Genomic DNA, 13,176 nt, shown 5'->3' with positions numbered 1-13,176 from the left:
AATTTATTGTTTTTAAAGGTGTAATAGCTTAAGGTCCGTAACCAACGCATTCACGGCGCTTTATATATTTAAGATAATAAAGGAGTATAGGATGAAAGTTGCAGTTCTCGGTGCTGCTGGCGGTATCGGCCAGGCCCTCGCCCTTCTACTCAAAACCCAGCTTCCTTCAGGTTCTGAACTCTCTCTCTACGACATTGCCCCCGTTACCCCTGGCGTTGCCGTCGACTTAAGCCACATCCCAACCGCAGTTAAAATCAAAGGCTTCAGCGGCGAAGACGCGACCCCGGCTCTGCATGGCGCGGACGTGGTGCTGATCTCCGCCGGCGTGGCCCGTAAGCCAGGCATGGATCGCTCTGACCTGTTCAACGTAAACGCCGGCATCGTGCGTAACCTGATTGAACAAGTGGCGAAAACCTGCCCGAAAGCCTGCATCGGCATTATCACCAACCCGGTTAACACCACGGTCGCCATCGCGGCGGAAGTGCTGAAAAAAGCCGGCGTTTACGACAAGAACAAACTGTTCGGTGTGACATCGCTGGATATCATCCGTTCCAACACCTTCGTGGCCGAGCTGAAAGGCAAGCAGCCGGAAGCGCTGAACGTGCCGGTGATCGGCGGCCACTCTGGCGTGACCATCCTGCCTCTGCTGTCGCAGATCCCTGGCGTGAGCTTCACCGATCAGGAAGTGGCGGATCTGACCAAACGCATTCAGAACGCCGGCACTGAAGTGGTGGAAGCCAAAGCCGGCGGCGGGTCTGCAACGCTGTCCATGGGCCAGGCGGCCGCGCGTTTCGGTCTGTCTCTGGTGCGTGCGCTGCAGGGTGAGAAAGGTGTGGTGGAATGTGCTTACGTTGAAGGCGACGGCAAATACGCGCGCTTCTTCGCGCAACCGCTGGTGCTGGGCAAAAACGGCGTTGAAGAACGCAAAGACATCGGTACCCTGAGCGCCTTCGAACAGAAAGCGCTGAACGAGATGCTGGACGTACTGCACAAAGATATCGAACTGGGCGAGAAGTTCATCAATAACTGACTGTTGTCGATAGCCAGCCGATAAACGCCGCCGGACGCTGTTCCGGCGGTTTTTTTTGCCTCGCGTTCACGACTTGATACGCGCTTTGCGATCCAGCAGGCGATCGCTGTGCGGGTCATAATAGCGGCTTGGCCAGATTTCCGAAGGGTGAACGCCCACGGCTTCGGCGATCAGCCATTCCCCCTTTGGCCACGGGCGCGACAGCGCATTGGCCAGCGTCGATGAGCTTAATCCGGCTTTGCGCGACACCGCTGCCAGCGTGGTGCCCTGCTTGCGTAGTGCCGCAATGATGTCTGCCGGGTGCCAATCCTGGTTCCTTGAATTCATGTTTACATTCCTTTTCTGATTAGCCAAAGTTGCATTAGTGGTATAACTAACGGGTCAAGGTTAGGCGTTTGAACAACGTGAAACGCTTATTCGGAAACCAGAATACCATTAAATTTCCTAAAAAAGACCCAAGTAATTTCCAAAAAATGACGTTGCCCACTATTGCCCAGAGATGATGGCTATGAAAAACGAGTGGTTTGCCGCCAAGGAGCTGACAGGCATCGCAGGATTACCTTCCTCACCACAGGGAATCAATCTGATGGCCCGGCGCGAAAGCTGGGTCAGCCGCAGGCGTAAAGGCGTACAGGGAAAAGCGTTGGAGTATCATATCGACAGCCTGCCGCCAGGCGCACGCAACCTGCTGATGCTGAAGGAAGACGGGGCGGCGTATGACGTAGAGCGTCAGGATCCGTTAGCGGTATGGATCGAGTATTACTATCATCTGACGGAAAACGAGCGTGAGAAACTGGTGGCTTTCCTGATGCGGGAAGGGATCGGCGGCCTGCTGGCGCGTATCGACGAAGAGATCAAGACATAGGCAGGCCCGCATGAGCGGGCCTGATGAGAGCGTTAAGAAACCATTGTTTCTTAAAAATCGCGTTGCACCGCCAGGTGGGCCAGGCCTTCCAACGCCGTACGGTGCTCCGATGCCGGCAACGCCTGCAGCGCGGCGATGGCCTTGTCGGCTTCTTCCTCGGCGCGTTTGCGGGTGTATTCCAGCGAACCGCATTGCTGCATCGCCTGCAGTACCGGCTCCAACAGGTGACGGCCGTTGCCTTGCTCAATCGCACCGCGGATCATGTCGCGCTGCGCGTCATCGCCGTTGTGCATTGCGTGCAGCAGCGGCAGGGTCGGTTTCCCTTCATTCAGATCGTCACCGGTGTTTTTACCCAGGGTGCTGCCGTCGGCGCTGTAGTCGAGCAGATCGTCGATCAGCTGGAATGCGGTGCCGAGGTAGCGGCCGTAATCTTGCAGCGCCTGCTCTTGCGCGGCGCTGGCACCGGAGAGGATCGCAGACGATTGAGCCGCCGCCTCAAACAGACGCGCGGTTTTGCTGTAGATCACCCGCATATAGCTTTCTTCGCTGATGTCGGGATCGTGCACGTTCATCAACTGCAGCACTTCACCTTCGGCGATGACGTTGACCGCCTCCGACATCAGCGCCAGCACGCGCAAGGATTCCAGGCTGGTCATCATCTGGAAGGCGCGGGTATAGATAAAGTCGCCGACCAGCACGCTGGCGGCGTTGCCGAACGCCGCGTTGGCGGTGGCTTTGCCGCGGCGCATGTCCGATTCGTCGACGACGTCGTCATGCAGCAGCGTGGCGGTATGAATGAATTCGATCAGGGCGGCGACGGTGACGTGCTTGTTGCCTTCATAGCCCAGCGCCCGCGCCGCCAGGACGGCGATCATCGGCCGGATGCGCTTACCGCCACCGCTGATAATGTAATAGCCAAGCTGATTGATGAGCGTGACATCGGAATTCAGCTGTTCGAGAATTGTTGCGTTCACGGCCGCCATATCTTGCGCGGTTAACTCGGTAATTTGCTCTAGGTTCATTGTATTTTTTTCAGCTGTGTTTCTCTTCACCGCGTTGAGATCGCTGCTCACATCGGTACATGGCGGTAACTGTCCCTATGATTGTACTTGAAAAACGGTTCAGATAAACGCCACGAAAGAAACTGTGCTTTTTTTCTTCTTTTTTCTCCTTCTGGTCTTATTCTGCTCTTGTCATGCGCCGCTTTTTTGCGTAGAATTCGCGCCCTATTGTGAATATTTATAGCGCGCTCTGAACTAACACAGTCGGGCACGCGGAAAGCGGAGTTTTATATGTACGCGGTTTTCCAAAGTGGTGGTAAACAACACCGAGTAAGCGAAGGTCAGACCGTTCGCTTGGAAAAGCTGGACATCGCAACTGGTGAAGCGGTTGAGTTTGACCAGATTCTGATGATTGCTAATGGCGAAGATATCAAAATCGGCGTTCCTTTCGTCGATGGCGGCAAGATCAAAGCTGAAGTCGTTGCTCACGGTCGTGGCGAGAAAATTAAAATCGTTAAGTTTCGTCGTCGTAAACACCACCGTAAGCAGCAGGGCCACCGTCAGTGGTTCACTGACGTTAAAATCACCGGCATCAGCGCTTAAGTTAGGAGAGCGGATTAATGGCACACAAAAAGGCTGGCGGCTCGACTCGTAACGGTCGCGATTCAGAAGCTAAACGTCTGGGCGTAAAACGCTTTGGCGGCGAAGCAGTACTGGCAGGCAGCATCATCGTTCGTCAGCGCGGCACCAAATTCCACGCTGGTACCAACGTGGGTTGCGGCAAAGACCACACTCTGTTTGCTTTGAAAGACGGTAAAGTCAAATTCGAAGTTAAAGGCCCGAGCAATCGTAAATTCATCAGCATCGAAGCTGAATAATTTTTCGAGCCTTACGAAATAGATGTAAGCCCCGCAATTCGTTGCGGGGCTTTTTACATTTATGGGCTGCCCGGGTGCAGGCCCGTCAGCGTGGGCGAAGGTGATATGGATACGAAGCAGCAGGTCGGCGTTGGCATTTCCCTGGCGTTAACCACGGCGGTTTGCTGGGGCGCGTTGCCGATCGCGATGAAAGAAGTGTTGGCGGTGATGACGCCGTTTACCGTCGTCTGGTATCGCTTTACCATGGCCGCCATCGGTTTGGGGGTGATCCTCGCGCTGCGCGGCAAGCTGCCGCCGTTGACGATGTTCCGCCAGCCGCGCTGGCTGCTGCTGTTGGCGATCGCCACGGCGGGGCTGTTGGGTAACTTCGTGCTGTTCAGCTCATCGCTGCAATACCTGAGCCCGACGGCGTCGCAAGTGATTGGCCAACTGTCGCCGGTCGGCATGATGTTCGCCAGCGTGCTGATCCTGAAAGAGCGCATGCGCATCACCCAGGCGATCGGCGCGCTGATGCTGATTGGCGGGCTGATGCTGTTTTTCAACGTCAGTCTGGTTGAGATCTTCACCCGGCTGACGGACTACACGCTGGGCGTCGTGCTGGGCGTGTGCGCGGCGATGGTCTGGGTAAGCTACGGCGTAGCGCAGAAGGTGTTGCTGCGCCGGCTGGCTTCGCCGCAGATCCTGGTTATGTTGTACACTTTATGTGCGATAGCGTTGTTCCCTCTGGCCAAACCCGAGGTGATTTTCCAGCTTAGCGGCTGGCAATTGGCGTGCCTGCTGTTTTGCGGCGCCAACACGTTGATCGGTTACGGCGCGTTGGCGGAGGCGATGGCGCGCTGGCAGGCGGCGCAGGTGAGCGCGTTGGTGACGCTGACCCCGCTGTTTACCCTGCTGTTTTCAGATTTATTGGCGCTGGCCTGGCCCCAGGCATTCGCCGCGCCGACGTTGAATGTCGTCGGCTATGTTGGCGCGTTTGTGGTTGTGGCGGGCGCCATGTTTTCCGCAATTGGTCACCGGTGGTGGCCGCGACGGGCAGAACCCCCCCTGGCTGCGCCTTTGAAGCAGCCCGGTGAATGATTTACGGAGACGGTAAATGAAGTTTGTAGATGAAGCAGCGATTCTGGTCGTTGCAGGCGACGGCGGCAACGGATGCGTCAGCTTCCGCCGCGAAAAATATATCCCGAACGGCGGGCCTGACGGCGGCGACGGCGGCGACGGCGGCGACGTCTACCTGCTGGCGGACGAGAACCTCAACACCCTGATCGACTACCGCTTTGAGAAGTCTTTCCGTGCCGAGCGTGGCCAGAATGGCCAGAGCCGCGACTGTACCGGTAAACGCGGTAAAGACGTCATCATCAAGGTGCCGGTCGGCACGCGCGTGAAGGATCAGGGCACCGGCGAGATCCTCGGCGACATGACCCGCCACGAGCAAAAGCTGATGGTCGCCAAAGGCGGCTGGCACGGCCTGGGCAACACCCGTTTCAAATCTTCGGTCAACCGTGCACCGCGTCAAAAGACGCTGGGTACCGCCGGCGAAGCGCGCGATCTGTTGCTGGAGCTGCTGCTGCTGGCCGACGTGGGCATGCTGGGCCTGCCGAACGCCGGCAAGTCGACCTTCATTCGCGCGGTGTCCGCCGCCAAGCCGAAGGTGGCCGATTATCCGTTCACCACGCTGGTGCCGAGCCTGGGTGTGGTGCGCATGGACCACGAGCAGAGCTTTGTGGTCGCCGACATTCCGGGGCTGATCGAGGGCGCATCCGAAGGCGCAGGCCTGGGCATTCGCTTCCTGAAACACCTGGAACGCTGCCGCGTGCTGCTGCACCTGGTGGATATCGCGCCGATCGACGAATCCGATCCGGTGGAAAACGCCAAAGTCATCATCAACGAGTTGAACCAATACAGCGAAAATCTGGCGCAGAAGCCACGCTGGCTGGTGTTCAACAAAATTGATGTGATTGGTGAGGAAGAAGCCGCCGAGCGCGCCAAGGCGATTGTGGAAGGCATGGGCTGGGAAGGGAAGTACTACATGATCTCCGCCGCCAACCGCGAAGGCGTCAACGCGCTGTGCTGGGACGTGATGAACTTCATCAACACCCAGCCGAAAGCGATGGCGATCGAAGAAAGCGCGCCGGAGAAAGTCGAGTTCATGTGGGACGACTACCACCGCGAGCAACTGGCGGAAATGGAATCGGAAGCGGACGACGACTGGGATGACGACTGGGACGAAGACGACGACGAAGGCGTCGAAATCATCTACCAGAAGTAATTCGGTGATAAAGGGCTCAGTGCAACGCTGGGCCCTTGTTATTTGAGCGCTTTTTCCGGCAACCAGCACTGGGCGTTCAGGCCGCGTGCTTCGTGGCGGTTTCCCAGCGTCAAACGCCCCTGGTGCAGCTGCGCAATGCGAAGCACTATATTCAAGCCCAGTCCGCTGCCGCCGTAGCGTTGATCCATGCGGCGGAATGCCTGCGTCAGCTCCCCGGCCATCTCTTCCTTGATACCCGGACCATCGTCGAGAACCTGCAGCAGATAGCCGTTGTCCTGCGGCGTTAATCGCACCTGGATCGTGCCGCCTTCCGGGCCGTAACGGTGGGCATTTTCGACCAGGTTGCGCAGCAGCAGCCGCAGCAGCACCGGATCGCCGTTCACCGCCGCCTCGGCCGGCAATTGCCAGTCCAGCGTTTGCCCGCGCTGGGCGGCCATTTCGTCGAGCTCTTCGCGCAGCGGCTGGATCACCTCGGCCACCCAATCGAAATGCTGGTAATGGCCGCTGGCGAAGTTTTGCCCGGCGCGCGACAGCATCAGCAGTTGCTCGACGGTATGCATCAGCTGATCGATGCGGGCGATCAGCGCCTGGCTGCCCTTGGCGCCCTGTTTCTCCATCAGTTCCAGATGCAGGCGAATGCCGGCCAGCGGCGTGCGCAGCTCGTGGGCGGCGTCGGCGGTGAACAGGCGTTCCTGTTGTATGGTGTTGTCCAACCGTGAGAACAGCTGATTGAGCGCGGTGGTGACCGCCACCATCTCCAGGCTGTCGTTGCTGATCGGCAGCGGCGTCAGGTTATCGGCAGAGCGCTTTTCCAGCCGCTGCTGCAATTGGTTGAGCGGCCGAGTGATCCAGCTGATGGCCCAGAACGACGCCAGCAGCGTGACGATCATCATGATCAGCGAAGGCGCCAACAGCGACGCGATGGCCTCGGCGATCTCGGTATCGACGCGCTCGCTGCGCACTTTGGCGGACAGGGTTTCGTCCACCAGAAAACCGATCTGCTCCTGGCTTTCGTGCCATAGCCAGAAGGCGCTGATCAGCTGCGTGACCAGCAGGATCAGCGCCAGCATCAGCAGCAGACGGCGGCGCATGCTGATCATGACGAAGGTTCCAGACGATAGCCGATCCCGCGCACGGTGCGGATGCGATCCTTGCCCAGTTTGCGGCGCAGGTTGTGGATGTGCACTTCCAGGGTGTTGGAGCCCAGGTCGTCCTGCCAGGTGTAGAGATCCTGCTGCAGGAGTTCGCGGTTGACCGTCTGCCCGGCACGCATGATAAGACGCGCCAGAATGGCGAACTCTTTCGGCGTCACCTCCACCGGCTGCTGCTGCAGGTAGACCTGCTGGCTGGAGAGGTTCAGCTGCAGGTCATCCACCTGCATCAGATTGTCGCTGTGGCCCTGGTAGCGCCGCAGGAGGGCGCGCACGCGTGCCAGCAGCTCGACCAGCGCGAAGGGCTTGACCAGATAGTCGTCGGCGCCGGCATCCAGCCCGTCGACGCGATCTTCCAGGGCGTCGCGGGCGGTCAGGATCAGCACCGGCAGATCGATCTGCTGGCGGCGCCACTGCCGCAGCAACGCGGTGCCGTCCATGTCCGGCAGACCGAGATCCAGGATCACCAGACTGTATTGGCTGGTGACGAGCAGGCCGTTGGCCTCCGCCGCCGTGGCAGCGCAGTCGCAGACGTAGCCCTCGCCGGCCAGCGCCAGCGCCAGCCCCTGTTGCAGCAGTTCATCATCCTCAACGACCAGCAGCTTCATGACGGGCCTCAGTTGTTCTGATAAATATCCCGATACAGGCGGCTTTCGAAACGCACCAGCGGCGCGCGACGCTGTTTCTGATCTTCCGGCGGCACGGCGTAGCCGGAGAGATACTGCACGAAGGCCATGCGCTGGCCGCTGGCGGTGGTGATGAAGCCCGCCAGGTTGTAGACGCCCTGCAGTGCGCCGGTCTTGGCCGACACTTTGCCGTCGACGCCGGCTTCATGCAGGCCGCCGCGGTAGCGCAGGGTGCCGTCATAGCCGGACAGCGGCAGCATCGAGATGAAGTTCAGCTCGTTGTCGTGCTGCGCGATGTACTGCAGCGCCTGCATCATGGTCGCCGGCGCCAGCAGGTTGTGGCGCGACAGGCCGGAGCCGTCGGCGATGATGGTATTGCCCAGATCGATGCCGGCCTTCTGGCGCAGCACCTGCCGCACCGCATCGGAACCGGCTCGCCAGGTGCCCGGCACGCCGAAGCGTTCGTGGCCGATGGTGCGGAAGACGGTATCGGCGATCATGTTGTCCGATTTCTTCAGCATGATCTTCAACAGGTCATGCAGCGGCGCAGACTGGGTTTGCGCGATCACCGTGCCGGTGATGCCGGGGCGCGTCTGGCGCTTCAGGTGCCCGTCAATCTGGATGCCGGCCTGCGTCAATTCGTCTTTCAGGATAGCGCCCGCGTAGCTGGCGCCGTCCTGGATGGCGAAGGCCAACGGCAGCGGTTCGCTGCGCTGTGTCAGGCAGCCGGTCAGGGTAAAGCGGTTCAGCTCGCCCGGCACCACGTCCAGCTCACAGTACTGCGCGTCTGCGGAGCCGCGCGCCAGGGTGCGCACCTGGCTGAACATATTGACCGGATAGTAGGAGGCGACGCGGATAAATGCCATGTCGCCCGGGTTCGGCGCGCTGTACAGCGAGACCGAGAAACAGTTGCGATCGACGATCGCAGCGGCCGGCGGTGCGCTGAAGCACTGCGTCAGATCGTTCCACGGCCAGCCCGGCGCCTTGTCATGGCTGGCGAAGACCGACGTGTCGACCAGCACGTCGCCGCTGATTTGGCGCACGCCCTGTTTCTTCAGGACAGCCACCATATTGCGCAGGCTCTGACGTTTGAAGGTCGGATCGCCGCTGAAACGGGCGATCAGGTTGCCGCGCAGCACGCCGTCGCGGATGTCGCCCTGGCTCTCCAGCGTGGTGGTGAAACGGTAATCGGGCCCGAGTTGCAATAGCGCAGCCAGCGCCGTCAGCACTTTTTGGGTACTGGCCGGCAGCGCCATTTGCTGAGAGTGGTAATCGATCGTCGGCGTGCCGGCGCCGATTTTCTGAACGACCAGGGCAAGGTTGGCCCCATCAGGCAGATATTGTGTGTACTCTTCAACCGGGGCCGCATTCGCATTCAGAACAAATGCGCAAGCCAATGCACTGACAATTCGTGAAAAACGCATAATCTCGGGATAACAGCTGGATAACGTGCCGTCATACTACGGTGCAATCAGGGAAAAAGTAAACGATGACCCTCAAGGAACTCTAGGCTAAAATGCGTATCAAAATGCAAAACCGATCTTGGCTTGGGCTCCGTTCCGAGTCAGGTTTCTTTTGTTTGTCGCCTGGAGGCGGGTGGCGGTATGCCAACCGTGTTTTCATACGAATACGTCAGGATGACGGTTATTTGAACAGGAAAGATTTAGAGGTATTTATACGATGAACCAAATTCCGATGACCTTGTTTGGCGCTGAAAAACTGCGCGAAGAGCTCGAATATCTGAAAAGCGTGCGCCGTCCGAAAATCATTGCGGATATCGCTGAAGCGCGCGAGCACGGCGATTTGAAAGAGAACGCCGAGTACCACGCCGCCCGCGAACAGCAGGGTTTCTGCGAAGGCCGCATTCAGGAAATCGAAGCCAAGCTGTCCAATGCTCAGGTGATCGACATCACCAAGATGCCGAACACCGGCCGGGTGATCTTCGGCGCCACCGTGTCGGTGATGAATCTGGACAGTGAAGAAGAAGTGACTTACCGCATCGTTGGCGACGATGAGGCCGATTTCAAGAAAAATCTGATTTCGGTAAACTCGCCGATGGCGCGCGGCCTGATCGGCAAAGAGCAAGACGATGTGGTGGTGATCAAAACCCCTGGCGGCGACGTCGAGTATGAGATCCTGAAGGTGGAGTATCTCTGATCGAGGCCGTTGGTCATTAATGCGCCAACGTTTTGTAAAGATAGGAAAAAGGCCGCAAGCGGCCTTTTATCTTGGTCAGGCGCATGGCACCTTTTCGTTAACCTGATGGTTATTAACGCGGTAGACTGATCTTGCGCTCTTTCGACGGGCGGTAAAGAATAAGCGTGCTGCCGATAACTTGCACATTGCAGGCACCCGTTTCACGCACGATAGCGTCGGCGATCAGGGTTTTGGTTTCGCGATCTTCAGCGGCGATTTTCACCTTGATCAGCTCATGATGCTCCAGAGCCTGTTCAATTTCAGCCAGCACCCCTTCGGTAAGACCGTTATTGCCCAGCATCACCACCGGTTTTAACGGATGCGCCAGGCCTTTCAGGTGCTGTTTTTGTTTATTATTCAGATTCATTGTCTTTTTTGCTTAAGTTGGGATTGAAAACGGTACATTCTACCGCCATCTCATGTATATCACCAAATCGGTCTTTACCGGTGTGAGTCTACGTGAGCAGCGACCCTGACATAAGACTCTTTTTATGATAGTTGGAAAACGAGATGGCTAATAAAAAGCGTTCGGCTAGCTCCAGTCGCTGGTTACAAGAACACTTTAGCGATAAATATGTACAGCAGGCGCAGAAAAAAGGACTGCGTTCCCGCGCCTGGTTTAAACTTGATGAAATACAGCAGAGCGACAAACTGTTCAAACCGGGCATGACCGTGGTTGATCTCGGCGCCGCACCGGGCGGCTGGTCGCAGTATGTGGTCACCCAAATCGGCGGTACCGGGCGCATCATCGCCTGTGATATTTTGCCAATGGATCCTATCGTTGGCGTCGATTTCCTTCAGGGCGATTTTCGTGATGAACTGGTGCTGAAGGCGCTGTTGGAACGGGTAGGCGAAAGTAAGGTTCAGGTGGTCATGTCCGATATGGCCCCGAATATGAGTGGCACCCCGGCGGTCGATATTCCAAGATCGATGTATCTGGTGGAGTTGGCGCTGGATATGTGTCGTGATGTCCTCGCACCAGGCGGAAGTTTCCTGGTGAAGGTGTTCCAGGGAGATGGCTTTGACGAGTACCTACGGGAAATTCGCTCCCTGTTTACGAAGGTTAAGATTCGTAAGCCAGACGCTTCCCGCGCCCGTTCGCGCGAAGTGTACATTGTAGCGACAGGGCGCAAACTGTAGTACCCTAACGCTGTTTGTTAACACAGTTGTAAGATGAGGTTAATCCCTTGAGTGACATGGCGAAAAACCTAATTCTCTGGTTAGTCATCGCGGTAGTGTTGATGTCTGTATTCCAGAGCTTTGGGCCCAGCGAGTCGAATGGCCGTAGGGTGGATTACTCTACCTTCATGTCCGAACTGACCCAGGACCAGGTTCGCGAAGCGCGAATCAACGGACGTGAAATTAACGTTACCAAGAAAGACAGTAACAAATACACGACCTACATCCCTGTCAACGATCCTAAGTTGCTGGATACGTTGTTAACGAAGAATGTGAAAGTGGTCGGCGAGCCGCCTGAAGAGCCGAGCCTGCTGGCTTCTATCTTTATCTCCTGGTTCCCGATGCTGTTGCTGATCGGGGTCTGGATCTTCTTTATGCGGCAAATGCAGGGCGGCGGCGGCAAGGGCGCGATGTCCTTCGGCAAGAGCAAGGCCCGCATGCTGACGGAAGACCAGATCAAGACCACTTTCGCCGATGTCGCCGGTTGTGACGAAGCGAAGGAAGAGGTGAGCGAACTGGTGGAATACCTGCGCGAGCCGAGCCGTTTCCAGAAATTGGGCGGCAAGATCCCGAAAGGCGTGCTGATGGTTGGCCCGCCGGGGACCGGTAAAACGCTGTTGGCGAAAGCGATCGCCGGCGAAGCGAAGGTGCCGTTCTTCACCATTTCCGGTTCTGACTTCGTCGAAATGTTCGTCGGTGTGGGTGCATCCCGCGTGCGCGACATGTTCGAACAGGCGAAGAAAGCCGCGCCGTGCATCATCTTCATCGATGAAATTGACGCCGTCGGTCGCCAGCGTGGCGCCGGCCTGGGTGGCGGCCACGATGAGCGTGAGCAGACCCTGAACCAGATGCTGGTTGAGATGGACGGTTTCGAAGGCAACGAAGGCATCATCGTCATCGCGGCCACCAACCGTCCGGACGTGCTTGACCCGGCGCTGCTGCGTCCAGGCCGTTTCGACCGTCAGGTCGTGGTCGGGCTGCCGGATGTGCGTGGCCGTGAGCAGATCCTGAAGGTGCACATGCGCCGCGTGCCGTTGGCCGCCGATATTGACGCCTCCGTCATTGCGCGCGGTACGCCGGGCTTCTCCGGTGCCGATCTGGCTAACCTGGTCAACGAAGCGGCGCTGTTCGCCGCCCGCGGCAACAAGCGCGTGGTGTCGATGGTGGAGTTCGAGAAAGCCAAAGACAAGATCATGATGGGTGCGGAACGTCGCTCCATGGTGATGACCGAAGCGCAAAAAGAGTCGACCGCGTATCACGAAGCGGGCCACGCCATCATTGGCCGCCTGGTTCCTGAACACGATCCGGTGCACAAGGTGACCATCATTCCTCGTGGCCGTGCGCTCGGTGTGACCTTCTTCCTGCCGGAAGGGGATGCGATCAGCGCCAGCCGTCAGAAGCTGGAGAGCCAAATCTCCACCCTCTACGGCGGTCGTCTGGCGGAAGAGATCATCTACGGGCCGGAAAAAGTCTCTACCGGTGCGTCGAACGACATCAAAGTGGCGACCTCCATCGCCCGCAACATGGTGACCCAGTGGGGCTTCTCCGAGAAGCTGGGGCCGCTGCTGTATGCGGAAGAAGAGGGCGAAGTATTCCTGGGCCGCTCCGTGGCCAAGGCGAAGCACATGTCGGACGAAACCGCGCGTATCATCGACCAGGAAGTGAAGTCGCTGATCGAACGCAACTATGTTCGCGCACGCTCGCTGCTGATGGAAAACATGGACATCCTGCACTCGATGAAGGATGCGCTGATGAAGTATGAAACCATCGATGCGCCGCAGATCGACGATCTGATGAATCGCAAAGACGTGCGTCCGCCGGCGGGCTGGGACGATGCGAGCAAAGGCAACAGCTCCGACAACGGCGGCACCCCGAAAGCCCCGACGCCGGTAGATGAGCCGCGCACCCCAACGCCGGGCAACACCATGTCCGAACAGCTCGACAAGTAACTGCGGCTGTGTAATAACATCAAACCCCGGTACGC

15 protein-coding genes are annotated in these 13,176 nt (G+C 58.1%); 9 read left to right on the top strand and 6 right to left on the bottom strand.

All coding sequences use genetic code 11. The annotated features are described in order from the left end of the window. The first annotated feature begins 91 nt into the window (after positions 1-91). Positions 92-1,030 carry a malate dehydrogenase gene (mdh, locus tag M6G53_RS15940; protein ID WP_253332894.1) on the top strand — a complete coding sequence of 313 codons (939 nt, stop codon included), beginning with the start codon at positions 92-94 and terminating at the stop codon, positions 1,028-1,030. 66 nt (positions 1,031-1,096) lie between these two features. On the opposite strand, the gene M6G53_RS15935 is transcribed toward mdh, so the two are convergent. Next, positions 1,097-1,357, bottom strand: coding sequence for a helix-turn-helix domain-containing protein (locus M6G53_RS15935; protein ID WP_253332892.1), 261 nt, complete (start codon positions 1,355-1,357; stop codon positions 1,097-1,099). Between the two features lie 181 nt (positions 1,358-1,538). Between M6G53_RS15935 and M6G53_RS15930 the strand changes: the two genes are divergently transcribed. Beyond that, complete coding sequence (locus M6G53_RS15930) at positions 1,539-1,895, top strand: DNA-binding protein (RefSeq protein ID WP_253332890.1); 357 nt, start codon at positions 1,539-1,541, stop codon at positions 1,893-1,895. Between the two features lie 50 nt (positions 1,896-1,945). Here the strand turns inward: M6G53_RS15930 and ispB are convergent, their stop codons facing one another. Further along, positions 1,946-2,917, bottom strand: a complete 972-nt coding sequence (gene ispB, locus M6G53_RS15925; protein ID WP_253332888.1) for an octaprenyl diphosphate synthase — start codon at positions 2,915-2,917, stop codon at positions 1,946-1,948. 270 nt (positions 2,918-3,187) lie between these two features. Between ispB and rplU the strand changes: the two genes are divergently transcribed. The 4 genes from rplU (at position 3,188) to cgtA (ending at position 6,040) form a co-directional block, all read left to right on the top strand. Next, positions 3,188-3,499, top strand: a complete 312-nt coding sequence (rplU, locus tag M6G53_RS15920; protein ID WP_004933561.1) for a 50S ribosomal protein L21 — start codon at positions 3,188-3,190, stop codon at positions 3,497-3,499. Positions 3,500-3,516: 17 nt separating this feature from the next. Continuing rightward, positions 3,517-3,774, top strand: coding sequence for a 50S ribosomal protein L27 (gene rpmA, locus M6G53_RS15915; protein WP_004933559.1), 258 nt, complete (start codon positions 3,517-3,519; stop codon positions 3,772-3,774). Positions 3,775-3,879: 105 nt separating this feature from the next. Next, positions 3,880-4,851, top strand: coding sequence for a DMT family transporter (locus M6G53_RS15910; protein WP_253332886.1), 972 nt, complete (start codon positions 3,880-3,882; stop codon positions 4,849-4,851). Between the two features lie 16 nt (positions 4,852-4,867). Beyond that, entirely contained in the window at positions 4,868-6,040 is a 1,173-nt protein-coding gene (gene cgtA, locus M6G53_RS15905; RefSeq protein WP_033641651.1) for an Obg family GTPase CgtA, read from the top strand. 38 nt (positions 6,041-6,078) lie between these two features. On the opposite strand, the gene pmrB is transcribed toward cgtA, so the two are convergent. From pmrB to dacB, 3 genes are read right to left on the bottom strand one after another with little or no spacing between them, the layout of a single operon-like run. Beyond that, positions 6,079-7,140: a two-component system sensor histidine kinase PmrB gene (gene pmrB / locus M6G53_RS15900; protein ID WP_253332884.1), complete on the bottom strand. Its 1,062-nt coding sequence runs from the start codon at positions 7,138-7,140 to the stop codon at positions 6,079-6,081. Beyond that, positions 7,137-7,799 (bottom strand): two-component system response regulator PmrA, encoded by a 663-nt coding sequence (pmrA, locus tag M6G53_RS15895; protein ID WP_253332882.1) that lies wholly within the window; start codon positions 7,797-7,799, stop codon positions 7,137-7,139. The genes pmrB and pmrA overlap by 4 nt, the downstream gene beginning before the upstream one ends. 8 nt (positions 7,800-7,807) lie before the next feature. Beyond that, positions 7,808-9,241, bottom strand: coding sequence for a serine-type D-Ala-D-Ala carboxypeptidase (gene dacB, locus M6G53_RS15890; RefSeq protein ID WP_253332880.1), 1,434 nt, complete (start codon positions 9,239-9,241; stop codon positions 7,808-7,810). Between the two features lie 256 nt (positions 9,242-9,497). On the opposite strand from dacB, the gene greA reads away from it, so the two are divergent. Further along, positions 9,498-9,974 carry a transcription elongation factor GreA gene (gene greA, locus M6G53_RS15885; RefSeq protein ID WP_004933539.1) on the top strand — a complete coding sequence of 159 codons (477 nt, stop codon included), beginning with the start codon at positions 9,498-9,500 and terminating at the stop codon, positions 9,972-9,974. A gap of 112 nt (positions 9,975-10,086) precedes the next feature. Here greA and yhbY read toward each other — a convergent pair whose 3' ends face one another. Beyond that, complete coding sequence (gene yhbY, locus M6G53_RS15880) at positions 10,087-10,380, bottom strand: ribosome assembly RNA-binding protein YhbY (RefSeq protein WP_004933536.1); 294 nt, start codon at positions 10,378-10,380, stop codon at positions 10,087-10,089. Between the two features lie 143 nt (positions 10,381-10,523). Here yhbY and rlmE point away from each other — a divergent pair, with 143 nt between their 5' ends. After that, on the top strand, positions 10,524-11,153 hold the full coding sequence (rlmE, locus tag M6G53_RS15875) for a 23S rRNA (uridine(2552)-2'-O)-methyltransferase RlmE (protein WP_004933533.1): 630 nt from the start codon (positions 10,524-10,526) through the stop codon (positions 11,151-11,153). 56 nt (positions 11,154-11,209) lie between these two features. Further along, positions 11,210-13,141 carry an ATP-dependent zinc metalloprotease FtsH gene (ftsH, locus tag M6G53_RS15870; RefSeq protein ID WP_253332878.1) on the top strand — a complete coding sequence of 644 codons (1,932 nt, stop codon included), beginning with the start codon at positions 11,210-11,212 and terminating at the stop codon, positions 13,139-13,141. The last annotated feature ends 35 nt before the right edge of the window (positions 13,142-13,176 follow it).

Source organism: Serratia nevei (assembly GCF_024160145.1).
Taxonomy (GTDB): Bacteria; Pseudomonadota; Gammaproteobacteria; order Enterobacterales; family Enterobacteriaceae; genus Serratia; species Serratia nevei_A.
This window is presented reverse-complemented; position numbering and strand designations above follow the sequence as displayed.

What these genes read in the sequence shown, in the direction of transcription:
- greA (WP_004933539.1), top strand. Translation starts at nt 9,498, where the DNA reads ATGAACCAAATTCCGATGACCTTGTTTGGCGCTGAAAAACTGCGCGAA.
- ispB (WP_253332888.1), bottom strand. Translation starts at nt 2,917, where the DNA reads ATGAACCTAGAGCAAATTACCGAGTTAACCGCGCAAGATATGGCGGCC.
- M6G53_RS15910 (WP_253332886.1), top strand. Translation starts at nt 3,880, where the DNA reads ATGGATACGAAGCAGCAGGTCGGCGTTGGCATTTCCCTGGCGTTAACC.
- pmrA (WP_253332882.1), bottom strand. Translation starts at nt 7,799, where the DNA reads ATGAAGCTGCTGGTCGTTGAGGATGATGAACTGCTGCAACAGGGGCTG.
- mdh (WP_253332894.1), top strand. Translation starts at nt 92, where the DNA reads ATGAAAGTTGCAGTTCTCGGTGCTGCTGGCGGTATCGGCCAGGCCCTC.
- ftsH (WP_253332878.1), top strand. Translation starts at nt 11,210, where the DNA reads ATGGCGAAAAACCTAATTCTCTGGTTAGTCATCGCGGTAGTGTTGATG.
- M6G53_RS15930 (WP_253332890.1), top strand. Translation starts at nt 1,539, where the DNA reads ATGAAAAACGAGTGGTTTGCCGCCAAGGAGCTGACAGGCATCGCAGGA.
- cgtA (WP_033641651.1), top strand. Translation starts at nt 4,868, where the DNA reads ATGAAGTTTGTAGATGAAGCAGCGATTCTGGTCGTTGCAGGCGACGGC.
- rplU (WP_004933561.1), top strand. Translation starts at nt 3,188, where the DNA reads ATGTACGCGGTTTTCCAAAGTGGTGGTAAACAACACCGAGTAAGCGAA.
- yhbY (WP_004933536.1), bottom strand. Translation starts at nt 10,380, where the DNA reads ATGAATCTGAATAATAAACAAAAACAGCACCTGAAAGGCCTGGCGCAT.
- rlmE (WP_004933533.1), top strand. Translation starts at nt 10,524, where the DNA reads ATGGCTAATAAAAAGCGTTCGGCTAGCTCCAGTCGCTGGTTACAAGAA.
- dacB (WP_253332880.1), bottom strand. Translation starts at nt 9,241, where the DNA reads ATGCGTTTTTCACGAATTGTCAGTGCATTGGCTTGCGCATTTGTTCTG.
- M6G53_RS15935 (WP_253332892.1), bottom strand. Translation starts at nt 1,357, where the DNA reads ATGAATTCAAGGAACCAGGATTGGCACCCGGCAGACATCATTGCGGCA.
- pmrB (WP_253332884.1), bottom strand. Translation starts at nt 7,140, where the DNA reads ATGATCAGCATGCGCCGCCGTCTGCTGCTGATGCTGGCGCTGATCCTG.
- rpmA (WP_004933559.1), top strand. Translation starts at nt 3,517, where the DNA reads ATGGCACACAAAAAGGCTGGCGGCTCGACTCGTAACGGTCGCGATTCA.